This is a genomic window from Nitratireductor sp. J20-h4 (genome assembly GCF_056780505.1).
In genome coordinates, this window is sequence record NZ_CM165557.1 from 1,290,131 (window position 1) to 1,314,612 (window position 24,482).

The 24,482-nt window shown below is 64.8% G+C and carries 25 protein-coding genes; 17 read left to right on the forward strand and 8 right to left on the reverse strand.

The features are described from left to right. Positions 1 to 64 precede the first annotated feature (64 nt). The gene (locus tag ACT2B0_RS06280) at positions 65 to 1,303 is read left to right on the forward strand and encodes a saccharopine dehydrogenase family protein (RefSeq protein WP_473462626.1); all 1,239 of its coding nucleotides are present in this window, start codon (positions 65 to 67) and stop codon (positions 1,301 to 1,303) included. Between the two features lie 145 nt (positions 1,304 to 1,448). Here ACT2B0_RS06280 and ACT2B0_RS06285 read toward each other — a convergent pair whose 3' ends face one another. After that, positions 1,449 to 1,886 (reverse strand): acyl-CoA thioesterase, encoded by a 438-nt coding sequence (locus ACT2B0_RS06285; protein WP_473462628.1) that lies wholly within the window; start codon positions 1,884 to 1,886, stop codon positions 1,449 to 1,451. Positions 1,887 to 2,147: 261 nt separating this feature from the next. Here ACT2B0_RS06285 and ppk2 point away from each other — a divergent pair, with 261 nt between their 5' ends. Then, positions 2,148 to 3,062 carry a polyphosphate kinase 2 gene (gene ppk2, locus ACT2B0_RS06290; protein WP_473462631.1) on the forward strand — a complete coding sequence of 305 codons (915 nt, stop codon included), beginning with the start codon at positions 2,148 to 2,150 and terminating at the stop codon, positions 3,060 to 3,062. Positions 3,063 to 3,087: 25 nt separating this feature from the next. On the opposite strand, the gene ACT2B0_RS06295 is transcribed toward ppk2, so the two are convergent. From ACT2B0_RS06295 to hemB, 5 genes are all read right to left on the reverse strand, one after another. Beyond that, positions 3,088 to 3,987 carry a DMT family transporter gene (locus ACT2B0_RS06295; protein ID WP_473462634.1) on the reverse strand — a complete coding sequence of 300 codons (900 nt, stop codon included), beginning with the start codon at positions 3,985 to 3,987 and terminating at the stop codon, positions 3,088 to 3,090. A 169-nt stretch (positions 3,988 to 4,156) separates the two neighbouring features. Continuing rightward, complete coding sequence (locus ACT2B0_RS06300) at positions 4,157 to 4,912, reverse strand: arginyltransferase (RefSeq protein WP_473462637.1); 756 nt, start codon at positions 4,910 to 4,912, stop codon at positions 4,157 to 4,159. Between the two features lie 138 nt (positions 4,913 to 5,050). Then, a complete protein-coding gene (locus ACT2B0_RS06305) occupies positions 5,051 to 5,521 on the reverse strand; it encodes an RDD family protein (RefSeq protein ID WP_473462639.1) in 471 nt (156 codons plus the stop codon). A gap of 91 nt (positions 5,522 to 5,612) precedes the next feature. After that, on the reverse strand, positions 5,613 to 5,969 hold the full coding sequence (locus ACT2B0_RS06310) for a DUF423 domain-containing protein (protein WP_473462641.1): 357 nt from the start codon (positions 5,967 to 5,969) through the stop codon (positions 5,613 to 5,615). A 52-nt stretch (positions 5,970 to 6,021) separates the two neighbouring features. Then, on the reverse strand, positions 6,022 to 7,056 hold the full coding sequence (hemB, locus tag ACT2B0_RS06315; RefSeq protein ID WP_473462644.1) for a porphobilinogen synthase: 1,035 nt from the start codon (positions 7,054 to 7,056) through the stop codon (positions 6,022 to 6,024). A 209-nt stretch (positions 7,057 to 7,265) separates the two neighbouring features. Between hemB and ACT2B0_RS06320 the strand changes: the two genes are divergently transcribed. The 4 genes from ACT2B0_RS06320 to ACT2B0_RS06335 all read left to right on the forward strand — a co-directional run bounded on the left by ACT2B0_RS06320 (position 7,266) and on the right by ACT2B0_RS06335 (position 10,938). Then, positions 7,266 to 8,309: an enoyl-CoA hydratase/isomerase family protein gene (locus tag ACT2B0_RS06320; protein WP_473465821.1), complete on the forward strand. Its 1,044-nt coding sequence runs from the start codon at positions 7,266 to 7,268 to the stop codon at positions 8,307 to 8,309. Further along, complete coding sequence (locus ACT2B0_RS06325; RefSeq protein ID WP_473462647.1) at positions 8,306 to 8,731, forward strand: DUF6163 family protein; 426 nt, start codon at positions 8,306 to 8,308, stop codon at positions 8,729 to 8,731. Before ACT2B0_RS06320 ends, ACT2B0_RS06325 begins: the two co-directional genes overlap by 4 nt. A gap of 167 nt (positions 8,732 to 8,898) precedes the next feature. Next, positions 8,899 to 9,414, forward strand: coding sequence for a transcriptional regulator LdtR (gene ldtR / locus ACT2B0_RS06330; protein WP_473462648.1), 516 nt, complete (start codon positions 8,899 to 8,901; stop codon positions 9,412 to 9,414). A gap of 267 nt (positions 9,415 to 9,681) precedes the next feature. Next, positions 9,682 to 10,938, forward strand: coding sequence for a L,D-transpeptidase family protein (locus tag ACT2B0_RS06335; protein WP_473462651.1), 1,257 nt, complete (start codon positions 9,682 to 9,684; stop codon positions 10,936 to 10,938). A gap of 108 nt (positions 10,939 to 11,046) precedes the next feature. Here ACT2B0_RS06335 and ACT2B0_RS06340 read toward each other — a convergent pair whose 3' ends face one another. After that, positions 11,047 to 12,873, reverse strand: coding sequence for an adenylate/guanylate cyclase domain-containing protein (locus tag ACT2B0_RS06340; protein WP_473462653.1), 1,827 nt, complete (start codon positions 12,871 to 12,873; stop codon positions 11,047 to 11,049). Between the two features lie 198 nt (positions 12,874 to 13,071). Here ACT2B0_RS06340 and glyA point away from each other — a divergent pair, with 198 nt between their 5' ends. The 8 genes from glyA (at position 13,072) to ACT2B0_RS06380 (ending at position 21,460) form a co-directional block, all read left to right on the forward strand. Continuing rightward, on the forward strand, positions 13,072 to 14,385 hold the full coding sequence (gene glyA, locus ACT2B0_RS06345; RefSeq protein ID WP_473462656.1) for a serine hydroxymethyltransferase: 1,314 nt from the start codon (positions 13,072 to 13,074) through the stop codon (positions 14,383 to 14,385). A gap of 38 nt (positions 14,386 to 14,423) precedes the next feature. Next, positions 14,424 to 14,894: a transcriptional regulator NrdR gene (gene nrdR / locus ACT2B0_RS06350; protein WP_106572301.1), complete on the forward strand. Its 471-nt coding sequence runs from the start codon at positions 14,424 to 14,426 to the stop codon at positions 14,892 to 14,894. Positions 14,895 to 14,896: 2 nt separating this feature from the next. Next, on the forward strand, positions 14,897 to 16,021 hold the full coding sequence (gene ribD, locus ACT2B0_RS06355) for a bifunctional diaminohydroxyphosphoribosylaminopyrimidine deaminase/5-amino-6-(5-phosphoribosylamino)uracil reductase RibD (RefSeq protein WP_473462659.1): 1,125 nt from the start codon (positions 14,897 to 14,899) through the stop codon (positions 16,019 to 16,021). Next, positions 16,022 to 16,639: a riboflavin synthase gene (locus ACT2B0_RS06360; protein WP_473462661.1), complete on the forward strand. Its 618-nt coding sequence runs from the start codon at positions 16,022 to 16,024 to the stop codon at positions 16,637 to 16,639. It abuts the gene before it with no gap. Positions 16,640 to 16,802: 163 nt separating this feature from the next. Further along, positions 16,803 to 17,258, forward strand: a complete 456-nt coding sequence (ribH, locus tag ACT2B0_RS06365; RefSeq protein WP_473462664.1) for a 6,7-dimethyl-8-ribityllumazine synthase — start codon at positions 16,803 to 16,805, stop codon at positions 17,256 to 17,258. A 2-nt stretch (positions 17,259 to 17,260) separates the two neighbouring features. Beyond that, positions 17,261 to 17,758 carry a transcription antitermination factor NusB gene (gene nusB, locus ACT2B0_RS06370; protein WP_473462666.1) on the forward strand — a complete coding sequence of 166 codons (498 nt, stop codon included), beginning with the start codon at positions 17,261 to 17,263 and terminating at the stop codon, positions 17,756 to 17,758. Continuing rightward, positions 17,758 to 18,969, forward strand: a complete 1,212-nt coding sequence (locus ACT2B0_RS06375) for an MFS transporter (RefSeq protein ID WP_473462669.1) — start codon at positions 17,758 to 17,760, stop codon at positions 18,967 to 18,969. The genes nusB and ACT2B0_RS06375 overlap by 1 nt, the downstream gene beginning before the upstream one ends. 352 nt (positions 18,970 to 19,321) lie before the next feature. Continuing rightward, positions 19,322 to 21,460, forward strand: coding sequence for a sodium-translocating pyrophosphatase (locus ACT2B0_RS06380; protein WP_473462671.1), 2,139 nt, complete (start codon positions 19,322 to 19,324; stop codon positions 21,458 to 21,460). A 96-nt stretch (positions 21,461 to 21,556) separates the two neighbouring features. Here the strand turns inward: ACT2B0_RS06380 and ACT2B0_RS06385 are convergent, their stop codons facing one another. Continuing rightward, the gene (locus tag ACT2B0_RS06385; RefSeq protein ID WP_473462673.1) at positions 21,557 to 22,081 is read right to left on the reverse strand and encodes an outer membrane protein assembly factor BamE; all 525 of its coding nucleotides are present in this window, start codon (positions 22,079 to 22,081) and stop codon (positions 21,557 to 21,559) included. 105 nt (positions 22,082 to 22,186) lie between these two features. On the opposite strand from ACT2B0_RS06385, the gene ACT2B0_RS06390 reads away from it, so the two are divergent. From ACT2B0_RS06390 to plsX, 3 genes are all read left to right on the forward strand, one after another. Next, a complete protein-coding gene (locus ACT2B0_RS06390; protein WP_473462676.1) occupies positions 22,187 to 22,741 on the forward strand; it encodes a ubiquinol-cytochrome C chaperone family protein in 555 nt (184 codons plus the stop codon). A gap of 4 nt (positions 22,742 to 22,745) precedes the next feature. Then, positions 22,746 to 23,300: a YceD family protein gene (locus tag ACT2B0_RS06395; RefSeq protein WP_473462678.1), complete on the forward strand. Its 555-nt coding sequence runs from the start codon at positions 22,746 to 22,748 to the stop codon at positions 23,298 to 23,300. Between the two features lie 108 nt (positions 23,301 to 23,408). After that, positions 23,409 to 24,473 carry a phosphate acyltransferase PlsX gene (plsX, locus tag ACT2B0_RS06400; protein WP_473462681.1) on the forward strand — a complete coding sequence of 355 codons (1,065 nt, stop codon included), beginning with the start codon at positions 23,409 to 23,411 and terminating at the stop codon, positions 24,471 to 24,473. Positions 24,474 to 24,482: the final 9 nt, after the last annotated feature.

A 24,482-nucleotide genomic window follows, 5' to 3' on the forward strand; every position in this document is an offset into this window, starting at 1 on the left:
CGAAACGCCGGCGCTTCGGCGCCGGATCATCATTGTTTCCAACTATGGAGTTGAACGAGTCAGGATGAAAAACAATGTCTTGATCGTCGGCGCCGGCGGCGTCGCCCAGGTGGTGGCTCATAAATGTGCCCAAAACAACGACGTGCTTGGTGACATCCATATCGCCTCGCGCACGGTGGAAAAATGCCAGGCCATCGTCGACAGCGTGCGCGAAAAGGGCAGCCTCAAGCAGGACGGCGTGTTGGAGGCGCACGCGCTCGACGCGCTCGATGTCGCCGCCACCAGGGCGTTGATCGAGCGCACCGGCGCCCAAATCGTCATCAATGTCGGCTCCGCCTTCGTCAACATGTCGGTAATGTCGGCCTGTCTGGAGACCGGCGCGGCCTATCTCGACACCGCCATCCACGAGGATCCCGCCAAGGTCTGCGAGACGCCGCCCTGGTACGCCAATTACGAGTGGAAGCGGCGCAAGGAGTGCGAGGACAAGGGCGTGACCGCCATTCTCGGCGTCGGGTTCGACCCGGGCGTCGTCAACGCCTACGCAGCGCTGGCCAACAACGACTATTTCGACCGGGTCGATTCCATCGACATCATCGACGTCAATGCCGGCAGCCATAATCGCTGGTTCTCGACCAATTTCGATCCCGAGATCAATTTCCGCGAGTTCACCGGTCAGGTCTGGTCGTGGCAGGACAGCAAATGGACGTCCAACCAGATGTTCGAGGTCCGCAAGGTCTGGGACCTGCCGGTTGTCGGCGAAAGCCAGACCTTCATGACCGGCCATGACGAGATCCATTCCCTGTCGCAGAACCTTGGCGTGCCGGATGTCCGTTTCTGGATGGGGTTCGGCGAACGCTACATCACCGTCTTCACCGTGCTGAAGAATCTCGGCCTGTTGTCGGAACAGCCGGTGACGACCGCCGAGGGGCTCGAGGTGGTGCCGCTCAAGGTGGTCAAGGCGGTGCTGCCGGATCCGGCCTCGCTGGCGCCGTACTACACCGGCAACACCTGCATCGGCGATCTCGTCAAGGGCGAGAAAGACGGCAAGCCGCGCGAGGTCTTCATCTACAATATCTGCGACCACAAGGCCTGCTACGAGGAGGTCGGCAGTCAGGCGATCTCCTATACCGCCGGCGTCCCGCCGGTCGCCGCCGCCATGCTGATCGCCGACGGCACCTGGGACGTGCAGAAAATGGTCAATGTGGAGCAACTGCCGCCGCAACCTTTCCTCGGCCTGCTGAACCGCATCGGCCTGCCGACGCGGCTGCGCGAAGGCGACAAGGATATCGCCCTCGACTTCTAGCCGGCCGGCCCCGCTCGGATACGACGTCGGATCGCAGAAACGATTCGAAATCAGTCTGTTCGGACGCTGCGTTGATTCGGTTCTTGAACGCAGCAGGGTTCCACGCGAACCGCCGGCCATGGGCCGGCGGTTTTTTTCTGACGCCTCACGATGCCGTGGTGGTCGTTGCGCCGGACTGTTCGAGCAAGGTTCGCAGCGGTCCGGTCTCGCCGGCGCGCATCCGCCCGTCCGCGCGCACGAACACGGCGCGAAGCTCGAAACCCTCGACCACCAGCCGCTCACCGACCGTGCCGCGGTAACCGAGCCGCAGCGTCTTGCGGTTCCACGCCTCCACGGCAAGCGCCATCTCCAGCACGTCGCCCTCCGTTGCCGGCGAACGGAAACTGGCCCCCGAATCGACCAGTCCCACCCCGACGCTGCCCAGAGCCTCGCAAAGCCGGACATGGCTGCCGGCAGCGGCGCGGAACCAGGCGTGGCAGGTCGCGTCGAACCAGCGGTAGAAATTGGGGTAGAACACGATGCCGGCCGGATCGCAGTCGCCGAAGCTGATCTGGAAACGTGTGGTGAAGGCGGGCTTTGTCATGAATTGTCCGTGCGTTCAATTGCGTTGCGGTGTGTGGGAGGGGCGGCGACCTTGTGTATTAAGCGTGACGGCACGTCACTTTGATAGCCTGTCCTTGCCCGGCTGTCTCCAACGTGCCGAAGACAGGGCGACGGCCGGCTCTGGCGGGCGGCAGAGCCTGTCACGCGCTTGCAATAATTCCGTCATTGATGCGGGCTAGAGAGTTGCTGCACCGCGCGGGATCGCGGCCGGGCGGGGTCGTACGCAGGAAAGATGAGGGACATGATGCACAGCACCGATGGCGGCAAGGACTGGCTTGAGGCCGAGCTTGCCGACACGCTCGACGAGGATTACGAGCTCGAACTGTCGGAGCCGGCCCTGTCGATGGAAATCCGCAAGGTCTACAAGAAGGCCCACCCCGACACGATCGACCGGCAGACCTATTTCCGCGAACTGATCCGGCTCCAGTCGGAACTGATCAAGCTGCAGGACTGGGTCGCCCATTACAAAAAGAAGATCGTGGTGATTTTCGAGGGGCGCGACTCGGCCGGCAAGGGCGGCGTCATCAAGCGCATCACCCAGCGTCTCAACCCGCGCATTGCCAGGGTGGTCGCGCTGCCCGCGCCGTCCGAGCGCGAGACCTCGCAATGGTATTTCCAGCGTTATGTGCCGCATCTGCCGGCCGGAGGCGAGATCGTCCTGTTCGACCGCTCCTGGTACAACCGCGCCGGCGTCGAGCGGGTGATGGGGTTCGCCACGCCCGACCAGGTCGAGGAATTTTTCCGCGACGTGCCGGAATTCGAGCGCATGCTGGTGCGCTCGGGCATCCTGGTGGTCAAATACTGGTTCTCGATCACCGACGAGGAGCAGCAGATGCGCTTTTTGATGCGCATCCACGATCCGATGAAGCAGTGGAAGCTGTCGCCGATGGACCTGCAGAGCCGCGTGCGCTGGGAAGGGTACACCAAGGCCAAGGAGGAAATGTTCGCCCGTACCAACATTCCCGAGGCGCCCTGGTACATCGTCGAGGGCAACGACAAGAAGCGGGCGCGGCTGAATTGCATCGATCACCTGCTCAATCAGGTACCTTACGAGCCGGTGCCGCACGAGGATATCGCTCTGCCCGAACGGGTCTTCAATCCCAATTACGAGCGCAAGGTGTTGCCGCCCGAACTCTACGTGCCGCAGAAATACTGATCGCCGGCACGCCGCGTCGTTTCGTTCAGGCCGGGTGCCGCACCGCGAGCGCGGCGCGCCGCCGCCTGCCGTCGTGCAATTGCCACAGGGAATGCGCGATCAGCGTCACGATCAGGATCGCGCCGCCGGTCATCGAGGCCGCGGTCGGCACCTCGGCGAAGATCATCCACACCCAGACCGGCGCCAGAACCGTCTCCAGCAGATAGAACATCGCCACCTCGGGCCCGGAAATATATTTCGGACCGGTCGCCAGACAGAAGAACGAGATCGGCATGATGACGGCGCCGTTGAACAGGATCCATCCCGGCGCCTCGACCCGGTAGCCGGTCTTGGCGACCATGAACACGGAAATCAAGAAGGGCAGCGACACCGCCACCAGCGCGGTAAAGCCCATATCCTTGCCGGTCGCCCGTGAAATCGTGATCGCGGTGGCCAGCATGAAAGCGGAGACAAGGGCGAACAGGTCGCCGACCAGATTGCCGGTGCCGATGCCGTCATAGACGATGATCAGCATGCCGGTCAGCATCAGCGCCATGGCGATCATCGTCGCCGGGCGCGGGCGCTCCTTCAAGAACAGCCACGACAGCAGCGCGGCGAACATGGTGTTGAAGGCCAGCAGGAAGACCAGGTCGGCGGTTGTGGTGTTGTAGACGGCCATGATGAAGGTCACCGAGGAGGCCGCGTAGAGCGCGGCGACCATCAGGCCGGCCCGACCGGGAATCAGGGCCGGCGCGTTGCCGCGCACCAACCGCCAGATGAACCAGATGACGAGCGCGGCGGCGACCGTCGTGCCGGTGCGCAACATCAGGATCGACCATGGATCGCCGTCGGCGAGCCGAATCAGCGGGATGTCGCTGGTCAGCGTCATGCCGCCGATCGCCGTGATGACGAGGCCCTTGGTGTGGTGGCTGGGGGAAGCGGTCATGGCGGGTCAGGCGGGTCCGATTGAAAACAGCGTGATTTGCGGGGACCTTAGCCCGGTTTCGGCATCGCACTACCCGGCCGCGCGTGACAAGTGTTTCAGCGTTTTGCGTTCGACAATGCCTGCCCCGGTCGCGGCAGGCCGGGACCCTGGCGCGGCGGCCCTCGTGCCGTCAGGCCGCGCCGTCGTAGCGCTCCCACCCTTTGGGACCGAGATGTTCCTGCGGCTGGAAGCGTATCTTGTAGTCCATCTTGGGTGAGCCGTGGACCCAGTAGCCCAGATAGACATGCGGCAGTCCGGCTGAGCGTGCCCGTGCGATGTGATCGAGAATCATGAAGGTGCCGAGCGAGCGTTCTTCCTGCGCCGGATCGTAGAAGGAATAGACCATCGACAACCCGTCGGCCATCGTGTCCGACAGCGCCACCGCTATCAGCTCGCCCTGGCCGGTGCCGGTGATGAAACTCTCCGGGCCGCGGCGGCGATATTCGATGATCTTGGTGTCGACATGCGTGTCCTCGACCATCATGGCGTAGTCGAGCACGGTCATGTCCGACATGCCGCCCTTGCGGTGGCGTGCGTCGAGATAGGCGCGAAACAGCGAATATTGCTCCGTCGTCGGCTCCGCGTCGTGCACCGCCCCGATCAGGTCGGCGTTTTTGTGCGCGATCCGCTTCATGTTTTTCGACGGCCGGAAGTCCTCGGTCAGGATGCGTACCGAAACGCAGGCCCGACAGGTTTCGCAGGCAGGCCGGTAGGCGATGTTCTGCGAGCGACGAAACCCGCCCTGCGTGAGCAGGTCGTTGAGCTCGGGGGCTTTGTCGCCGACCAGATGCGTGAACACCTTCCGCTCGAACTGCCCGTCAATATAGGGGCAGGGCGAGGGGGCGGTCAGGAAAAACTGCGGCGACTGGGTCGTATGCTGCGTCATGGTTTCCGATATCTGCGGACAGGCCATAGCTTGGGCGGCGCACGCAAAACGTCAACCGTTTCTTGGGCTTTGCCAAGGCCAAGTGTGTTCAGAAATATTGAATGGAGCCTGAACGTGGCGCGGCCGGCAAGCCGCGCGTTACCGGTCGGCGCGCGTCACCACCGTGCCGAGCAGCAGATCGTGCAATGTGCGCTTGCGGTCGGCAAACAGCGAGACCAAGAGCACGAACGGCGTCAGGATCGCATTGCCGGCCCAAAAAAGCACGGTATGGACCACGGCCAGGAGACCGTCTACCGGGCGACCGTCGAGCCGGTCCAGGCGCAGGCTCATCAGCTGCATGCCGGGCGTGGCCTGCTTTGCACCGCCGAGCGTGCTCCAGATATAGATCAACGCCACGATCGGGCCGAGAACGCCGAACAGCGCCCAGCCTAGTCCGAGCGTCAGCACGCCGAGCAGGAACACCAGTACCGCGAACGGGATCACAAGCAGGCCGATGAACAGATAGTCGAGCAGGAAAGCGAAGACCCGGCGCGTGCGCACGCCCTCGTAGACGCGCCAGTCGTCGAGGCGCGTGGCCAGAACTTCACCGTCGAGAATATTGTCGCTCATCCTGTCCTTTCCGCAGTCGCGGACCCGTCCGCCTGCCCATTGCAGATGGGGATCGACCGGCCGAAATCAAGAATTGCGCACCCGGTGGTCGTCATCTCGTCCCGCGCGGCGTGGCGAGGGCCGAGCCCGCGACGCCAAGCCAGCCGAGGATCATCAGCGTGCCGCCGGCCGGCGCGGCCATTGCGAAAAGCCGGATGCCGGCATAGTGCCGCATCAGAAGGTCGCCGGAAAACAGCATCAGGCCGGCAAGAAGAGCAATCCCGGCCGCGTGCGACAGGCGCGCGTGCGACAAAAGCCCGAGCGCCAGCAGGGCAGGGGCATGGAACAGCAGGAATTGCGCGGCGGTCGCCACATTGCCGCCGCCGGCATGCGCAGCCGCCGCCGACAGCGCCACGCCCGCGGCGCCGGTCAGTCCTGCGGCCAGGACGAGCAGACGCGCCGGGTTCATCGGCTCGCGCCCTGTCGCGCTAGGCCGGGGCGCAAAATCCGTGTCGCGGCCATCAACTGTCTGCCAGCGCCCGCGCCACCTGCGGCGCGAAATAGGTCAGGATGCCGTCGCAGCCGGCGCGCTTGAGGCACAGCAGCGATTCCATCATCGCGCGGTCCTCGTCGATCCAGCCATTGGCGCCCGCCGCCTTGATCATCGCGTATTCGCCCGACACCTGGTAGGCAAATGTTGGCACGGCGAAGGCGTCCTTCAGCCGGTGGACGATGTCGAGATAGGGCAGGCCGGGCTTGACCATGATCATGTCGGCGCCCTCGGTGAGATCCTGCTCGGCCTCGCGCATCGCCTCGTCGGAATTGGCGTGGTCGATATAGTAGGTCTGCTTGTCGCCCTGAAGCAGGCCGGCCGTGCCGACCGCCTCGCGATAGGGGCCGTAGAAGGACGAGGCGAACTTGGTCGCGTAGGACATGATCGCCACGTCCTGGAAGCCGTTGGCGTCGAGCGCGTCGCGCACCGCGCCGATGCGCCCGTCCATCATGTCCGATGGCGCAATCACATCGGCGCCGCTCGCAGCCTGCAGCACCGCCGCCTCGGCGATCTGCGCCACCGATTCGTCGTTGACGATGACGCCCTCGCGCAGAATGCCGTCATGGCCGTGATCGGTAAACGGGTCCAGCGCGGCGTCGGTGATGATGCCGATCTCCGGCACCGCCTGCTTGATTGCCCGGCTCGCCTTGTTGAGAATGTTGTCGGCGTCGAGAATGTGCGAGCCGGTCTGGTCGCGCCGGCCGCGCTCGATATTGGGGAAGGTGGCGATCGCCGGGATGCCGAGTTTCGCGGCTTCCTCCACCTGCGCGACCGCCAGGTCGAGCGTCATGCGGTAGACGCCGGGCATGGCGGCGATTTCCTCGCGCCGGTTTTCGCCCTCGATGACGAAGATCGGCCAGATCAAATCGTCGACCGTCAACCGGTTCTCGCGCACCATGCGGCGCGACCAGTCGGCCTTGCGCAGGCGTCGCAGGCGCCGGCTTGCGGTGATCTCGTCGACGCTGCGCGCGCCGGTTTTGGTGTCGCGAAACATGCGGTTCATGGCGCACTCCATGGCGGGGGCGATTTCCGGGCGAGGGATAGCATGGGTGCGACAGCGCACAAAGCCCGGCTTGGGTGATCTGTTACGGCTTTGTCGCCGGCGAGATTGACGCCGGCGCGGTCGCCGCATAAGCCTCGGCATCGGGCGAGGCCGGCCGGATCATGCGGCGCGGCGACCTCGCGGCGCAGACGACGCGAAGGACGATCGGCATGGATTTCGGCGGCGGCGAGGACATACGCTTCGAAAGGCTTGGGGCCGCCGGGGTGGTGACGCTGACGCGCCCCAAGGCGCTGAACGCGGTCACCCACGCCATGGTGCTGGCGCTGACAAGGGCGCTCGCCGCCTGGGCCGACGACCCCGAGGTGGCGCTGGTCGTCATCAAGGCCGAGGGCAGGGCGTTTTCCGCCGGAGGCGATATCCTGCATATCTACGAGGCCGGACGCGCCGGCAAACCGCCGCTCGACTTCTTCGCCGACGAATATCGCCTCAACCTCGCCATCGCGCGTTATCCCAAACCCTATGTCGCCCTGGTCGACGGCATCGCCATGGGGGGCGGCGTCGGCGTATCGTTTCACGGCAGCCACCGCTTGATGAGCGAAAACGCCGTCTTCGCCATGCCGGAGGTCGGTATCGGCTTTTTCCCCGATGTCGGCGGCAGCTACATCCTGCCGCGCCTGAAGGATCGCTTCGGCCTCTATCTTGGTCTGACCGGCGCCCGCATCCGCCAGGGCGACGCGGTGTGGAGCGGGCTTGCAAGCCACGCCGTCCGACAGGCCGATCTCGAGGCGATCCTGGCCGCGCTCGCCGAAAGCGGCGATGCCGACGCGGTTGCCGCGCGCTACGCGCAGGTGGTGCCGTGCGAGACCGCGGCCGACACGCTGTCAGCCATCGCCCGCCATTTCGCGCCGGACGATTTCGATCAGATCCTGACGTCCCTGCGCCGCGGGGCCGAGGCCGGGGAGGAGTTCGCCGCCGCGACACTGGAAACATTTTCCAAGCGCTCCCCCACCAGCCTGCGCGTCGCCCACCGCCAGATCATCGAGGGCGCGGCAAGCGACATGGCCGCGTGCATGCGCATGGAGTACCGCATTGTCAGCCACATGCTGGCCGGCCACGATTTCTACGAGGGCATCCGCGCGGCCATCATCGACAAGGGCGATACACCGGTCTGGCGGCCGGCGACGCTCGACGCGGTGACGCCGGAGATCGTAGACGCCTATTTCGCGCCGCTCGACCGGGATCTGGACCTATGAGCGAGGACGGCGTCGACGCCGCGGCCTGGCGCCCGAGGCTGGTCGAGGCGGCGTTTCCCTGGTTCCTGCGCGTCGTTGCCGCCTACAGCCTGATGTTCGGGGTCGCTTACTGGGTCCGGTTGATCGGCTATTATGACGGGCCGCTCTGGCGTTTCGACACGATGCCGGTGGAGTGGCAGGTCGCGTCGGTGTCGCTGTCGGTGCTTTTTCCGTTCGCCGGCATCGGCCTGTGGATGACGGCCTCCTGGGGGCCGGTGATCTGGTTCATCTGCGCGGCGATGGAGACGACGATGTATTGGGGCTTTCCCGAGATGTTCGGCGCCCGTCCCCTGATCGCGCTGTCGCATCTGCTTGTGGCGCTGGTCTTCGTCGCGTTTCGCATCGTCATCGCGTTGCAGCGCCGCAAAGCTCGAATTGATTGAAAATTGCGCGATACGGATTGGGAAAAAATTAACGCATCTTTTGATCTCCGTTCCGTAATCGCTTGTTAAGGCTGAGGTTTAAGTCGAATTTTATTCGTCCGCGCTAGGGTCGGCGCCAAGGTGAAAACAAAAAACAATCACCGGGCGTCAAACAAGAGGCAAAGACGATGATCAAGTCACGACAGGCCCCGCAGGCCGTCCCGGCCGAAGGCGAGGGACACGAAGCCATCCGCTCTCTCTATCTGGAATCGCTGCAGCTGGTGGAGCGTCTTCATCGCCGCCTGCTCGACGTGATCAAGGACGAGTTCGAACGCAACGGCCGCTCCGACATCAACGCGATCCAGGCGCTGTTGCTGTTCAATATCGGCAATGCCGAGCTGACGGCGGGGGAACTGCGTTCGCGCGGTTACTATCTCGGCTCGAACGTATCCTACAATTTGAAGAAGCTTGTCGATCTGGGCTTCATCAACCATCAGCGCTCGCGGGTCGACCGCCGCTCGGTGCGGGTCAGCCTGACGCCGAAAGGCCAGGAGATCGCCGAGGTCGTCGGCAATCTCTACAATCGCCATATCGGCTCGATCGAGCAGGTGGGCGGCATCAATATCGAGGAGTTCCGCCAGATGAATCGCGCCCTGCAGCGGCTGGACCGGTTCTGGAACGACACCATCGCCTATCGGATGTAGTCGCTCTTCGCCTCGGTTTGGATATGTCGAACGGGTCGGCGCCGGGCGCCGGCCCGTCGTCTTTTCTGCCGCTCACGCACATGTGTCGGGGCGGGGCCTTCTTGCCGCCATATTCTCTCGTGTAGGAACATGCGGTTTCATGGGTCGTTCCGGCGCCCGCGTTTGACGGGTATGCGCTTTGTTAACCACGCGCTCTTACGGTCGACCCTCAATTGCTATGTCGCGCCCGGTGCGCGCACAACACGAATAATGAGGCTGACTGGCACGATGAAGACGGATCGCCGCACGTTCCTTGTTGGCGCGGGCCTGGCCGCCGCCTCCTTGTCCACCGCGCCCGCGCGCGCCCAGCAGGATGTCATCCGCGATTTGATCCTGTCGCCGAAGCGCGGCGCCTGGGACGACCAGTTCGACGCCCGTGCCAGCGATGGCGAGAAAGTGGCTTCGAACCTGCCGATTCTCAGCCCGCAGACCGTCGGGCATGTCGAACAGGCGATCGCGCAATATTCCGCTATCGTGTCTCGCGGCGGCTGGCCGATGGTGCCTGCCACCAAGAAACTGCGTCTTGGCGTAGTCGACCGCGACGTCGAGGCACTGCGCCGCCGCCTGATGATATCCGGGGACCTGGCCCAGAGCGCGGGCATGTCGTCGGCCTTCGACACCTATGTCGATACCGCCGTCAAGCGCTTCCAGTCGCGTCACGGCCTGCCCGCCGACGGCGTGCTCGGCCGCTACACCTTCGCCGCCATGAACGTGTCGGCGCCCGTGCGCCTCGGCCAGCTCGAAACCAATATTGTGCGGCTGCGCTCAATGTCGGGTTTTCTGGGCGACCGTTATGTGATGGTCAACATTCCCGCCGCCCAGATCGAGGCGGTCGAGAATTCGCGCGTCGTGCTGCGCCACACCGCCATTGTCGGCAAAATCGACCGCCAGACGCCGATCCTCAATTCCAAGATCAACGAGGTGATCGTCAATCCGTACTGGAACGCGCCGGTCTCCATCGTGCGCAGGGACATCATCCCGCTGGTGCGCAAGAACCCGAACTATCTTGCCGAAAACAGCATTCGCATTCTCGGGCCCGGCGGCACCGAAGTCGATCCGGCCACCATCGACTGGTCGACCGAGGAGGCGACCAAGCTGCGTTTCCGCCAGGATCCGGGCAAGATCAACGCCATGGCGTCGGTGAAGATCAATTTTCCCAACCCGCATGCCGTCTACATGCACGATACGCCGCAGCAGGGCCTGTTCAACAAGCTCATGCGGTTCGATTCGTCCGGCTGCGTGCGCGTGCAGAACGTGCGCGATCTCGTCACCTGGCTGCTGCGCGACACTGATGGCTGGAACCGCCAGCGTTTCGAGCAGACCATCAAGACCGGCGAAAGCACGCCCGTGGCGCTGGCGGCGCCGGTACCGGTCTACTTCACCTATATCTCGGCCTGGTCGACCGGCGATCAGGTGGTGCATTTCCGTGACGACATTTATGGCCGCGACGGCGTCGACGAGTTGATGATCTCGTCCGCCCTTTAAGGCGGCGCGACCGGGTCGCGGGCAGCAAACCAGAAGCCTCGCAGGGGAAACCGGCGAGGCTTTTTCGTTGGCGGCTCTGACAGCCGAACCGCGATTCGTTACCCTGTTTCAGGAAGCGCGCGGTCGCTTTTCCTGCGGCGCCGGCCGCGCCACCCCGGCCGCCTTGTCCTTGTGTAGCGCCGGCCCGTCGCCCTTCGCCATTGTCCTGGCCTTTGCGATGCCGTCGAGCAGATGTGCCTGATCGTCGGGATCGAGATAGTGCAACGTCGCCTGCAAGGTCTGGGGCGAGAAGTCCGGATCGATCTCGGCGATCCGTCCGGCATGGGCCGCGGCGGCCGTGTCGTCGCCGAGCCAGATATAGGCGGCGGCGGCGAAGGCGTGCTGGGCGGCGTCCATCACCGACAGATGCATGAAGGCCTCGATCGCCTCGGGATAGCGCCGGGCGTTGAAATACGCCTTGCCGAGATGGCTCCAGAAACGTTCCGGGTGATGGGGATTGAGACGCATCGCCTTGCCAATCCAGTCGATTCCTTCCTCTGGCCGGCCGAGCCATGTCAAAAGTTCGCCCTGTTGCACGACGACGAGATCGTAATTGGGATTGAGGGCGAGTGCGCGTTCCTGGTGGTAGCGCGCGCGGGTAAGGTCGTTTCGATTGACGTTGATGGCCGCAAGGATGCGGTGCACGTCGGCATCGTTGTCGTCGAGTGCGAGCGCTTTCTCCAACTCGCCGACCACTTCCTCGAATGTCGCGTCCTGGTCGTCGCACCAGCCGTGGACCCAGGCCTGGCCGAGTATGCAGCCGCGCCAGGCCCGTGCATGGGCATAATCCGGTTCCAGGTCCACCGCGCGACGGATCAGGGACTGTGCCTGCCGGTTGTCGTCGGGCGTACTCCTGTGATGCAGAACCTTGGCGGCGAGAACGCATTCATAGGCAACGAGGTTGGCCGGCGTCTTGCGCGCCAGCTGGTCGCGCTGTGCGGCTTCCAGCCGTCCCGGCAGCGTCGCCACGATCGCCGCCGTCACCTCGTCCTGGATGGCGAAGATGTCGTCCATCCTGCGATCGTAGCGCTCGGCCCAGATATGGGCGTCGTTGGCGGTGTCGATCAGCTGGACGGTAACCCGCAGATTGTCACCCGCCTTGCGCACGCTGCCCTCGACGATGTACTGGGCGCCGAGTTTGCGGGCCACGTCGCGCAGATTGGCCGACTGCCCCTTGTAGACGAAGGTCGAGTTGCGCGAGATCACGAACAGCTCGTGGCGACGCGACAATTCGGTGATGATGTCTTCGGTCAGCCCGTCGACGAAGAATTCCTGCTCCGCGTCGCCGCTCATATTGGCGAACGGCATCACCGCGATCACCGGCTTGGCGATGGCGCGTCCGCCAGATGACGCGCCGGAGCCGGCCTCGACCGCGCCGCGTTCGTCGAGGACGACCCGCCATACCGGCATTTGCCGCGATATGTTCTTGAACGATTTCAGCCCCAGGCTCTCGAAGCCGAAATCGACCTTGTCGTGCACCTGGTCGTAAACGGCCTGGCTCACGCAGATGCCACCCGCCTCGGCGAGTTGTTCCAGCCGTGCGGCCAGGTTTACCCCGTCGCCGTAGATGTCGCCCTCGTCGAAGATGATGTCGCCGAGATTGATGCCGACCCTGAAGCGTATGCGCCGATCCTCTGGCACGTCGGTGTTGCGCCGGCGCATTCTGTCCTGGATCTCGACCGCGCAGCGCGCCGCGTCGACCACGCTTTGGAACTCGACCAGCATGCCATCGCCGGTCGTCTTGATGATGCGCCCGTGATTCTTGGCTATGGCGGGATCGATCAACTCGATGCGGTGGGTGCGCAGGCGCTCGAGCGTGCCGCGCTCGTCCATTTCCATGAGCCGGGTATAGCCGACCATATCGGCCGCGAGCACGGCTGCAAGCCTGTGTTCCATAACCAACCCCTATGTGACATGGACTCTAGCACAGCTATGCGCGCAACAGAACGCATCCGTTTCAACCGGCCGCGACGCCTTGCGCGGTTCCGTCGCGACCGTATCGGTAAATTTCCCATCGGCCGCGTGGAAGCCCGCTGCGAAGTGTGTTAATGCGCCCGCTCATCCCGGACCATCTCGAAATGAGGACCGTTCATTATGGCTACCGCCACCGCCGTATCGCCCGCTGCCGACAGCTTCTTCAACAGCCCGCTTGCGGATGTTGATCCGGAAATCTTCGGCGCGATCGGTAAGGAACTCGGTCGCCAGCGCCACGAGATCGAGCTGATCGCCTCGGAAAACATCGTTTCCAGGGCGGTGCTCGAGGCGCAGGGCTCGGTCATGACCAACAAATATGCCGAGGGCTATCCGGGCAAGCGCTATTATGGCGGCTGTCAGTTCGTCGACATCGCCGAGGAACTGGCGATCGAGCGCGCCAAGCAGCTTTTCGGCTGTCAGTTCGCCAATGTGCAGCCCAATTCCGGGTCGCAGATGAACCAGGCCGTGTTTCTGGCCCTGCTGCAGCCCGGCGATACGTTTATGGGCCTCGACCTCAATTCCGGCGGGCACCTCACGCACGGTTCGCCGGTCAACATGTCGGGAAAGTGGTTCAACGTCGTCTCCTACGGCGTGCGCGAGGACGACCACCTGCTCGACATGGACGAGGTCGAGCGTCTGGCCCACGAGCACAAACCCAAGCTGATCCTGGCCGGCGGCACCGCCTATTCGCGCTTTTGGGACTGGCAGCGTTTCCGCGAGATCGCCGATGCGGTCGGCGCCTGGCTGATGGTCGACATGGCCCATATTGCCGGCCTCGTCGCCGGTGGCGTGCATCCCTCGCCGGTGCCCCACGCCCACGTGGTGACCACCACCACCCACAAATCGCTGCGTGGGCCGCGCGGCGGCATGATCCTGACCAATGACGAGGCGGTTGCGAAAAAGGTGAACTCCGCCGTGTTCCCGGGCCTGCAGGGCGGGCCGCTTATGCATGTCATCGCCGCCAAGGCGGTCGCCTTCCGCGAGGCGCTGCAGCCCGAGTTCAAGACCTACGCGCGCGAGGTCGCCGCCAACGCCAAGGCGCTTGCAGCCAGCCTCAAGGAAACCGGGCTCGACATCGTCTCGGGTGGCACCGACAACCATTTGATGCTGGTTGATCTCCGGCCCAAGAACGCCACCGGCAAGCGCGCCGAGGCGGCGCTCGGCCGCGCCAACATCACCTGCAACAAGAACGGCATTCCCTTCGACCCGGAAAAGCCGTTCGTCACCTCCGGCATCCGGCTGGGCACACCCGCCGGCACCACGCGCGGCTTCGGCCAGGCCGAGTTCCGCGAGATCGGCAGTCTGATCGCCGAGGTGCTGGACGGTCTCAAGACGTCGAATTCCGACGAGGGCAACGCGGCCGTGGAAGCCGCGGTCAAGGACAAGGTGATTGCGCTGACCAAAAGGTTCCCGCTCTATCCCTATATGGGCTGACGTCAGCCTGCTGCCAACGACCACGACGAGGGATCGCGATGCGTTGCCCCTATTGCCAGTCTGAAGACACGGCCGTGAAGGATTCCCGTCCGGCCGAAGACGGCGCGGTGATCCGGCGCCGCCGCGTCTGCCCCGATTGCGGCGGGCGCTTCACCACGTTCGAGCGGGTGCAGCTTCGCGATCTCGTCGTCGTCAAGAGGTCGGGCCGCAAGGTGCCGTTCGACCGCGACAAGCTGATCCGTTCCTTCGACATCGCGCTCAGGAAACGCAATGTCGAGCCGGAGCGGATCGAGCGCGCCGTTTCGGGCATCGTGCGCCAGCTCGAAAGCTCCGGCGAGACGGAGATCGCCTCCGACCAGATCGGCCGGCTGGTCATGGAGGCGCTGAAATCGCTCGACGATGTCGCTTATGTGCGCTTTGCCTCCGTCTATCGCAATTTCCGCGAGGCGAAGGATTTTCACGAATTGCTCGGCGAATTGGGCGGCGAGGAAGTCGCCCGCGAACCGTGACGATGTCGGGTTTGGCCAGCGAAGGCCAGGATGCGCGCGACCGGCGTTTCATGGCCGCCGCGATCCGGCTGTCGCGCCGCAATCTCGGCCTCACCGCCACCAATCCCTCGGTCGGAACCCTGATCGTCGCCGATCAGGGCGAGGTCCCGGTGATCGTCGGCCGCGGGGTGACCGCGCGCGGCGGTCGGCCCCATGCCGAGACCGAGGCGCTGGCCGAGGCCGGCGAGCGGGCCCGCGGGGCGAGCGCCTATGTCACGCTCGAACCCTGCGCCCATCATGGCCGCACGCCGCCCTGCGCCTCGGCTCTGATCGCGGCCGGGATCAGGCGCGTTGTCGGGGCTTCGAGCGATCCCGATCCGCGCGTTTCGGGCAAGGGCTACGCCATGCTGCGCGCCGCTGGCGTCGAGGTCGTGGAAGCCGTGCTGGCCGAGCGGGCGGGCGAGGTGATGGCCGGCTATCTCATGCGGTCGATGAAAAAACGTCCCGAAGTGATTCTGAAGTTGGCTGTTTCTTCCAACGGCATGATCGGCCGCGCCGGGCAGGGCCAGGTGCCGATCACCGGTCCGGTCGCGCGCGCTCAGGTCCATCTGATGCGCGCGGAGGCCGATGCCGTCCTGATCGGTATCGGTACGGCGATTGCCGACGATCCCGAATTGACCTGCCGTCTGCCCGGACTGGAGGACCGCTCGCCGGTTCGTATCGTGCTCGACAGCGGCGCGCGCCTGCCCGTAACCTCGAAGCTGGTCGCGCAGGCCGCCCGGGTCCCGCTGCTGGTCGCCGCCTGCGCCTCGGCGCCGGAGGCACGGCGCGAGGCGCTGGCGCGGGCCGGTGTGGGTCTGCTTGCCACTGAGGAATTCGACGGCGCGGTCGCGCTGCCGGAACTGCTGGAGGATCTGGCCGCCCAGGGCATGTCGAGCGTGTTGGTCGAGGGCGGCGCCAGCACCGCCAGGGGTTTTTTGGCCGAACGTTTGATCGACCGCATCGCCCTGTTCACCGGGCCGGAGCCGGTCGGTGCGGGCGGCATCGCCGCGCCGTTCGATCGCGACACGCTGCCCGAGGGATTTCGTATTCTGCGTCGCGCCCGTTTCGGCCCCGACGACTATGTTGAACTTGTAAGGACGGCGTGAATGTTTACCGGAATCGTCAGTGATATCGGCCGGGTCGTCGACATTCGCCCGCTGTCGCAGGGCCGGCGCATCCGCATCGAAACGGCTTATGATCCCGCCACGATCGACATCGGCGCCTCGATCGCCTGCGCGGGCGTCTGCCTGACGGTGGTGGCGCTGCCCGACGCCGGCTCGAACGCGCGCTGGTTCGAGGTCGAAGCCTGGGAAGAGGCGTTGCGGCTGACGACCGTGGCTGAATGGCGCAAGGACACCCGGCTCAATCTCGAACGCGCGCTGAAGGTCGGAGACGAGCTCGGCGGTCATATCGTGTCGGGCCATGTCGACGGCCTGGCCGGGATCGTGACCCGGAACGACGAGGGCGACGCTGTCCGCTTCACTCTCGAGGCCCCGTCGGCGCTGGCGCGGTTCATCGCGCCCAAGGGGTCGGTCGCCCTCGACGGCACGTCGCTGACGGTCAACCGCGTTGAGGGTGCGCGCTTCGACGTGCTGTTGATCCACCATTCGCTCGCCGTCACCACCTGGGGCGAGCGCCAGGTCGGCGAGCGCGTCAATCTGGAGATCGACACCATGGCGCGTTATGCCGCACGTCTGGCCGAGACTGCGCATCAGGACGTTTAGGGCCCGGTCCGCCGCCGGCCCGTTCGCGATAAACAAACTTGCGCCGCTGGCGCCGTTGCCGGCACTTTGTGTCCAATGATCGCCGGGGCCGGCTGGCCCGCAAACTCGCGCTTGCGTGCCAACGCGGTTCGGCCTAAGTGAGCCGCTCACGCGGAGAGACCCCATGAGCGCTGCCGGAAAAAAACATCTGCTGATCGTCGAAGCGCGCTTCTACGACCGGATTTCTGATGCGCTGCTCGATGGGGCCAAGGCCGCGTGCGAGGAGGCAGGCGCCAGCTATGACGTTGTCACCGTGCCGGGCGCGCTCGAAGTGCCCGCCGTGATCGCATTTGCACTCGATGCCGCCGAAGGCGACGGCGCCGATTATGACGGCTTCGTCGCGCTGGGCTGCGTCATCCGTGGCGAGACCTATCATTTCGAGATCGTGGCCAATGAATCCTCGCGCGCGCTGACGCGCCTTGCGGTTGAGGAATCGATCGCCATCGGCAACGGCATTCTCACCGTCGAAAACGAGGAACAGGCCTGGGCGCGCGCCAGGCGCACGGAAGGCGACAAGGGCGGTTTTGCCGCGCGCGCGGCGCTGACGATGATCGCCGTGCGCGAAAGGCTCGGAGCCTGATCGTGACCGCTCCCGCCGACAACGACAAACCGCTGACGCGTCCCGCCAACAAGCGCGGCGCGGCGCGGCTGGCCGCCGTCCAGGCGCTTTATCAGATGGACGTCGCCGGCAGCGGTCTTCTGGAGACGACGGCCGAGTACGAAGCCTTCCGTCTCGGCAAGGAACTCGACGGCGCGCATTACCGCGAGGCCGATCCGCAATGGTTCCGCGCCATTCTGGCCGGCGTCGTGGAAAACCAGAAAACGGTCGATCCGGTGATCCGCCAGGCCCTGACCGAGGACTGGCCGCTGTCGCGCCTGGATACGACCCTGCGCGCAATTTTGCGGGCGGCCGTTTTCGAGCTGATGAAACGCGCCGACGTGCCGGTCGCCGTCATCGTGTCGGAATATGTCGATATCGCCAAGGCCTTCTACGTCGAGGAGGAACCGAAGCTGGTCAACGCGGTGCTGGATCGCGTGTCGCGGCGCTTGCGCGGCGAGGGCCGGGGAAAGAACGCCTGATGACGGTCGCAGCGCAGGCCCGCGAAGCACGCCGCACGGCGCTCATCCTGGCCGCGTCCAATGCGATCGTTGGCGCTGCCGCACCGGTCTCGATTTCGATCGGCGGGCTCGCCGGTCACTATCTGCTCGGGGCCGACAAGTCGCTCGCCACCGCGCCCGTCACCGCCTATACGGTCGGCGTTGCACTCGGCGCCATGCCGCTTGCCTGGCTCGTGCGCCGTTTCGGTCAGCGCAACGGCTTTCTCTCCGGCACGCTGGCCACCGCCTTTGGCGGCGCGCTCGCCACCTTCGCCCTGTTCCGCGGCGATTTCTGGCTGTTCTCGCTCGGGCTGCTGATTATCGGTATCGGCGGGGCGGCGGTCCAGCAATACCGCTTCGCGGCTGCCGACAACGCGCCTGCACAGTTCAAGGCGCGCGCCATTTCCACCGTGCTCGCCGGCGGCGTGGTGATGGCGATCGTCGGGCCGCAGGTGGTCATCTTCACCCGCAGCCTGTTCGAACCGGTCATGTTTGCCGGCTCGTTCGCCGCGGTGATCGGCCTGGCCGCGCTCGGTGCGGTCATCCTGTCCTTCCTGCGCCTGCACGACCGTAAGGCAGCAGCATTGGCGCATGTGGACGCTCCCGTCCGTTCGCTTGCCGAAATCCTCGTGCAGCCGCGCTTCATGGTCGCTCTGGTGTGCGCGGTCGGCTCCTACGCGCTGATGAGCTTCGTCATGACCGGTGCGCCGCTGGCCATGGTCGGCTGCGGCTTTTCCCCCGACGAGGCCGCACTCGGCATATCCTGGCATGTCATGGCCATGTTCGCGCCGAGCTTCTTCACCGGACGGCTGATCGCCCGTTTCGGCAAGGAAACGATCGTGGCGACCGGTCTGATCCTGCTGGTCGGCTGCGCTGTCGTTGCGCTGTCGGGCATCGCGTTGTGGCAGTTCTGGAGCGCATTGATCCTGCTCGGCGTGGGCTGGAATTTCGGCTTTATCGGCGCCACGGCGATGGTTTCGGAAACCTATACCGACGCCGAGAAGGGCAAGGTCCAGGGCCTGCACGACTTCCTCTTGTTCGGATCGGTCGCCTTCGCATCGCTAATGTCGGGCCAAGTCTACAATGCCTGGGGATGGGACATGCTCAACTGGATCATTTTCCCGGTCGTCTTTGTGTGTCTCGCAGCGCTCGTGGTGCTTGGTCTGTCCTCGCGGCGCGAGGCGGCGAGCTGACCGGCGGAGCCCCGCTCGCCGCACAAACCTCTCCTGGAATGACAGCAGCCTGATAAGCAAGACCAATCCGGCTCCGGCTCCGCACAGGGTGCCAGCCGGTCTTGGGTGTAGACCGTTCGCTCTCCGGTCGGCCGGCGGTGGCTGGCTCGGCGGGCGGCAGCGACACGCTTCCCGCACGCCAGCGTATTGGTGGCGAAAACCGGGCAAAACTTTAACAAAACCTTGACGTTGCCCTGGCCGTTTCGCATAAGCCGCGGCGACTGGTCGGAATCCGCCATGTCTCGGCGGTGACCGATCTTCGTTCAACGGCCCAGGGAGGGGTTCTTCTGGGCCAAACTCGAGGAAATTGGCAATGACAATACTGTATGTCGTCATCGCCTGCGGCCTTCTCTCTGTCCTTTACGCCATCTGGGCGACGCAATCGGTCCTTGCGGCCGATCAGGGCAATGAGCGCATGCAGGAAATCGCCGGCGCTATTCGGGAGGGCGCGCAGGCTTATCTCAACAGGCAGTACACCACCATCGCGATCGTCGGTGTCGTGGTGTTCCTGCTGGCCTGGTGGCTGCTGTCGGGTGCGGCCGCGGTCGGCTTCCTGATCGGCGCGATCTTGTCGGGTGCCGCGGGCTATATCGGCATGCACGTGTCGGTCCGCGCCAATGTGCGCACCGCCCAGGCCGCCTCCAACAGCCTTGCCGCCGGTCTCGATATTGCGTTCAAATCCGGCGCCATCACCGGCATGCTGGTCGCCGGCCTCGCGCTGCTCGGCGTTTCCGTCTATTATTACGTGCTGATTGGCCCGATGGGCCACGCCCCGTCCGGCCGCGCCGTCATCGACGCCCTGGTCTCGCTTGGCTTCGGCGCCTCCTTGATCTCGATCTTTGCCCGGCTCGGCGGCGGCATCTTCACCAAGGGCGCGGATGTCGGCGGCGATCTCGTCGGCAAGGTCGAAGCGGGCATCCCCGAGGACGATCCCCGCAACCCGGCCACGATCGCCGACAATGTCGGCGACAATGTCGGCGACTGTGCCGGCATGGCCGCCGATCTGTTCGAAACCTATGCGGTCACGGTCGTCGCCACCATGGTTCTCGGCGCCATTTTCTTCGGCGGTACCGAGGTTCTGGGCAGCGTCATGCTTTATCCGCTGGCGATCTGCGGCGCGTGCATCATCACCTCGGTGGTCGGCACCTTCTTCGTCAAGCTTGGCGCCAACGGCTCGATCATGGGCGCGCTCTACAAGGGCCTGATCGTGACCGGTCTGCTGACCGTCATTGGCATCGGCGCGGCGACCTCGCTGACGATCGGCTGGAACGACATCACCCTCGCCGACGGCACGACCATCAACGGCACCAGCCTGTTCCTGTGCGGCATTGTCGGCCTCCTGGTGACCGGGCTGATCGTGGTGATCACCGAATATTACACCGGCACCAACAAGCGCCCGGTCAACTCCATCGCCCAGGCGTCGGTCACCGGCCACGGCACCAACGTCATCCAGGGCCTGGCCGTCTCGCTCGAGGCGACCGCTTTGCCGGCGATCGTCATCATCGCCGGCATCATCTCCACCTTCCAGCTCGCCGGTCTGTTCGGCACCGCGATCGCGGTCACCACCATGCTCGGTCTCGCCGGCATGATCGTCGCGCTCGACGCGTTCGGCCCGGTTACCGACAATGCCGGCGGCATCGCCGAAATGTCGGATCTGCCGGCGGAAGTGCGCCAGACCACCGATGCGCTCGACGCGGTCGGCAACACCACCAAGGCGGTCACCAAGGGTTACGCGATCGGCTCGGCCGGCCTCGGCGCCCTGGTGTTGTTTGCGGCCTATTCCTACGATCTGGAATATTTCGCCGCCAACAGCGCGACCTTCCCCTACTTCGCCGATATGGGAGACGTCTCGTTCTCGCTGTCCAACCCCTACGTGGTCGCCGGCCTGATCTTCGGCGGCCTGATCCCGTATTTGTTCGGCGGCATCGCCATGACGGCCGTCGGCCGCGCGGCGGGTTCGATCGTGGAGGAAGTGCGGCGGCAGTTCCGCGACGATCCGGGCATCATGAAAGGCACGTCCAAGCCGAACTATGCGCGTGCCGTCGATCTGCTCACCAAGGCGGCGATCAAGGAAATGATCATCCCGTCGCTGTTGCCGGTTCTGGCGCCGCTGGTGGTCTATTTCGGCGTCTACCTGATCTCGGGCTCCAAGGCGTCGGCCTTCGCCGCGCTCGGCGCTTCGCTGTTGGGCGTTATCGTCAACGGCCTGTTCGTTGCGGTGTCGATGACATCGGGCGGCGGCGCCTGGGACAACGCCAAGAAGAGCTTCGAGGACGGCTTCGTCGACAAGGACGGCGTCAAGCACGAAAAGGGCTCCGACGCGCACAAGGCCTCCGTCACGGGTGACACGGTGGGCGATCCCTACAAGGACACCGCCGGTCCGGCCGTCAATCCGGCCATCAAGATCACCAACATCGTCGCCCTGCTGCTGCTCGCCGTTCTGGCGCACTGACAGCACGCACGATGCCAAGCAAAAAACCCCGCGGGAGCGATCCCGCGGGGTTTTTCAGCTCCCGATAGCGTTCGGCTCGGTTTCGGCCGGTCCCGATCAGACCGGCGGGCCGCCGAACGGGCCGTTGGGCGGCGGCTTGCCGCTGCCGAGACCGGACAGGAGGCGGCCCACGAAAGTGTGGTCCTTGCCGCCGGTCGGCGTGGTCCTGGACACGAAGTCGAACACCTTGCCGTCCTGCAGCCCGTAATTGGACAGGCTCGATACCCGGCCGTCATCGCCGAAATAGACTGCAAGCACCCGCTGCTCGACCAGGCGCGGGCGCATGAAGGCGACCGGACGAATTCTTTTTTGCGAGATGTAATAAAACACCTCGTTGTCGAAGGTCGCGGTTGTGGACGGGGTGCCAAGCGCAAGCAGGACCTGCTCGCGGCTCGAGCCGGCCGGGACGAGTTCGATCGCTTCCTCGTCGACGACATAGCCCTGGGTGAGGGTTTCGCGCGGGTTCAGTGTCTGGGCGGTGTTGCAGCCGGCAAGCGGCAGCATCCCGGCAGCCAGGGCGGCGAGAAGATAGCGCCGGCGTTTGTCCCCATTGAAATTGACTGGCAGCAACGACATCTCCATGAAAGGCGCTTCGCGACTTGCACCGCGGCGCGAACTCGGTAAACCAGCTTACACGCCGATGCAACAGGCGCACCCTCGTGAGGCGGACCAGGGGAGTCACCCGGCATGCTCAAACACCTACTTGGCCTCGCCCCGAAACCGAACCAGGCCGTTGTCGAAAAGCTCTACCGGCAAATCGTGGCGGCGGCGCGGCAGCCGGTCGCCTATGACGCGTGGTCGGTGCCCGATACGCCGCTCGGCCGCTTCGAGATGCTGTCTTTGCACGTCTTTTTGCTGATGCACAGGGCGCGGCGCGAAGGCCCGCCATTGTCGGAACTGGTACAGGATCTGACGGACGAGTTCTTCCGCGACGTCGACCATTCGCTGCGCGAACTGGGTATCGGCGATCTCGGCATCGCCAAGCGGGTGAAAAAGCTGGCGCGCATGTTTTACGGCCGCGCCGGCGCCTATGGCGAGGCGATCGAGGCGGGCGACCGCGCCGCCCTCAGCGCCGCGCTGGCGCGCAATATCCGGCCCGACACAACCGATTGGCAGGGCGCTGCGCCGCTGGCCAATTATGTGATGGCCGCGCACGAGGCCTTGCAGCGCCGGGACAGCGAAAGCCTGCTGCGCGGCGAGATCGCCTTTCCGCCGGCCGAAGGCCGTCCCGCGGGAGCTTGAGACGATGGCTGATACTGTCGACAGCCCGATATCCTTCCGGGTCAATATCCGCACGCTGCCGCGCAAGGGCATGCCGGTTTCGCTGGTCGCGGATGAAGGCCAGAAGGCGGCCCTGGCCGCGATCCACGACCTGCAGGCGGTACGCGATTTCCGCGCGACGCTGACCGTGTCGGCCTGGCGCGCGGATGGCGTCAGGGTCGCCGGCTTGGTTTCGGCCGACATCGTTCAGACCTGCGTCGTTACCCTTAAGCCGCTCGATGCCCGCGTCGAGGAGCCCGTCGAGGCGCTGTTCGTTCCCGAAAACTCGCGGCTTTCCCGGCCTGATGTCTCGGCGGAGGGCGAAATCCTGCTCGACCCGGAGGGGCAGGACGCACCGGAGACGTTTTTGGGCGATACGATCGATGTCGGCGCGCTCGCCGAACAATATTTCGCGCTCGGCCTCGATCCTTACCCGCGCAGCGGGGATGCACCCGTTTCCCGCCTCGATGAAGGTTCGTCGGGTTCCCAAGAGGAGGAATCGCCCTTCGCGAAATTGCTTTCCTTGAAACGCAAAAGCTGACAACTGTGCGCTCTGATCCGGCGAATCCGGTTGTGCCGGCTTTCAAATACGCTATTTTCCCCGAGCTTTTGGAGGTTCGACAATCGTCAGATATGAGATGAGACAGGCGTGATCAGGATAGCCATTGACGCCATGGGCGGCGACCACGGACCGTCCGTCATCATTCCGGGCATCCACAAGGTGGTCGAGCGGCGCCCCGATGCGCGCTTCGTCCTGTTCGGACGCGAGGACGCCGTCGTTCCGATCCTGGAGAAATACCCGCGCGTGCGCGCCGTCTCGGACTTCGTGCACTGCGAGGTTGCCGTGCGCATGGATGACAAGCCGAGCCAGGCCTTGCGGCAGGGGCGGTGGAAATCCTCGATGTGGAAGGCGATCGAAGCCGTCAAGAAGGGTGAGGCCGACGTGTGCGTGTCGGCCGGCAATACTGGCGCGCTGATGGCGATGTCGAAATTCTGCCTGCGCACGATGGCCGATATCGAGCGCCCGGCGATCGCGGCCATCTGGCCGACCATTCGCGGCGAAAGCATCGTGCTCGATGTCGGCGCGACCATTGGCGCCGACGCCCACCAATTGATCGACTTTTCCATTCTGGGCGCGGCGATGGCGCGCGCCTTGTTCGATCTCGATCGGCCGACCATCGGCCTGCTCAATGTCGGCGTCGAGGAGATCAAGGGGCAGGAGGACGTGCGCGAAGCCGGCCGGCTGTTGCGCGAGGCCGACCTCAGGACGATGGATTATCACGGCTTCGTGGAAGGCGACGATATCGGCAAGGGCTCCGTCGACGTCGTCGTCACCGAAGGCTTTGCCGGCAACATCGCGCTGAAATCCGCCGAAGGCACGGCCAAGCAACTGGCCGAATACCTGCGCAGCGCCATGAGCCGCACGCTTTTTGCCAGGATCGGATACATCTTCGCGCGCTCTGCGTTTCAGCGCCTGCGGGAGAAAATGGACGTCCGCAAGATCAATGGCGGCGTGTTCCTGGGTCTCAACGGCATCGTGGTCAAAAGCCATGGCGGCACCGACGACGAGGGCTTCTCGGCCGCCATTGAACTCGGCTACGATATGGCGCGCAACGGCTTGATCGAGAAGATCAGGGCCGATCTCGACCTTTTCCACACCCAGCGGTCGGCCGGCGAGCGCGCGGGCAAGCAAACCGCCACGGGCGATATTTAGGAATACCAG

What these genes read in the sequence shown, in the direction of transcription:
- ribH (WP_473462664.1), top strand. Translation starts at nt 16,803, where the DNA reads ATGAGCGCTGCCGGAAAAAAACATCTGCTGATCGTCGAAGCGCGCTTC.
- ACT2B0_RS06335 (WP_473462651.1), top strand. Translation starts at nt 9,682, where the DNA reads ATGAAGACGGATCGCCGCACGTTCCTTGTTGGCGCGGGCCTGGCCGCC.
- ACT2B0_RS06340 (WP_473462653.1), bottom strand. Translation starts at nt 12,873, where the DNA reads ATGGAACACAGGCTTGCAGCCGTGCTCGCGGCCGATATGGTCGGCTAT.
- ldtR (WP_473462648.1), top strand. Translation starts at nt 8,899, where the DNA reads ATGATCAAGTCACGACAGGCCCCGCAGGCCGTCCCGGCCGAAGGCGAG.
- ACT2B0_RS06305 (WP_473462639.1), bottom strand. Translation starts at nt 5,521, where the DNA reads ATGAGCGACAATATTCTCGACGGTGAAGTTCTGGCCACGCGCCTCGAC.
- ppk2 (WP_473462631.1), top strand. Translation starts at nt 2,148, where the DNA reads ATGATGCACAGCACCGATGGCGGCAAGGACTGGCTTGAGGCCGAGCTT.
- ACT2B0_RS06385 (WP_473462673.1), bottom strand. Translation starts at nt 22,081, where the DNA reads ATGGAGATGTCGTTGCTGCCAGTCAATTTCAATGGGGACAAACGCCGG.
- glyA (WP_473462656.1), top strand. Translation starts at nt 13,072, where the DNA reads ATGGCTACCGCCACCGCCGTATCGCCCGCTGCCGACAGCTTCTTCAAC.
- ACT2B0_RS06285 (WP_473462628.1), bottom strand. Translation starts at nt 1,886, where the DNA reads ATGACAAAGCCCGCCTTCACCACACGTTTCCAGATCAGCTTCGGCGAC.
- ACT2B0_RS06310 (WP_473462641.1), bottom strand. Translation starts at nt 5,969, where the DNA reads ATGAACCCGGCGCGTCTGCTCGTCCTGGCCGCAGGACTGACCGGCGCC.
- ACT2B0_RS06390 (WP_473462676.1), top strand. Translation starts at nt 22,187, where the DNA reads ATGCTCAAACACCTACTTGGCCTCGCCCCGAAACCGAACCAGGCCGTT.
- ACT2B0_RS06395 (WP_473462678.1), top strand. Translation starts at nt 22,746, where the DNA reads ATGGCTGATACTGTCGACAGCCCGATATCCTTCCGGGTCAATATCCGC.
- ACT2B0_RS06300 (WP_473462637.1), bottom strand. Translation starts at nt 4,912, where the DNA reads ATGACGCAGCATACGACCCAGTCGCCGCAGTTTTTCCTGACCGCCCCC.
- ribD (WP_473462659.1), top strand. Translation starts at nt 14,897, where the DNA reads ATGTCGGGTTTGGCCAGCGAAGGCCAGGATGCGCGCGACCGGCGTTTC.
- ACT2B0_RS06375 (WP_473462669.1), top strand. Translation starts at nt 17,758, where the DNA reads ATGACGGTCGCAGCGCAGGCCCGCGAAGCACGCCGCACGGCGCTCATC.
- hemB (WP_473462644.1), bottom strand. Translation starts at nt 7,056, where the DNA reads ATGAACCGCATGTTTCGCGACACCAAAACCGGCGCGCGCAGCGTCGAC.
- ACT2B0_RS06360 (WP_473462661.1), top strand. Translation starts at nt 16,022, where the DNA reads ATGTTTACCGGAATCGTCAGTGATATCGGCCGGGTCGTCGACATTCGC.
- ACT2B0_RS06325 (WP_473462647.1), top strand. Translation starts at nt 8,306, where the DNA reads ATGAGCGAGGACGGCGTCGACGCCGCGGCCTGGCGCCCGAGGCTGGTC.
- ACT2B0_RS06280 (WP_473462626.1), top strand. Translation starts at nt 65, where the DNA reads ATGAAAAACAATGTCTTGATCGTCGGCGCCGGCGGCGTCGCCCAGGTG.
- ACT2B0_RS06380 (WP_473462671.1), top strand. Translation starts at nt 19,322, where the DNA reads ATGACAATACTGTATGTCGTCATCGCCTGCGGCCTTCTCTCTGTCCTT.
- ACT2B0_RS06320 (WP_473465821.1), top strand. Translation starts at nt 7,266, where the DNA reads ATGGATTTCGGCGGCGGCGAGGACATACGCTTCGAAAGGCTTGGGGCC.
- nrdR (WP_106572301.1), top strand. Translation starts at nt 14,424, where the DNA reads ATGCGTTGCCCCTATTGCCAGTCTGAAGACACGGCCGTGAAGGATTCC.
- ACT2B0_RS06295 (WP_473462634.1), bottom strand. Translation starts at nt 3,987, where the DNA reads ATGACCGCTTCCCCCAGCCACCACACCAAGGGCCTCGTCATCACGGCG.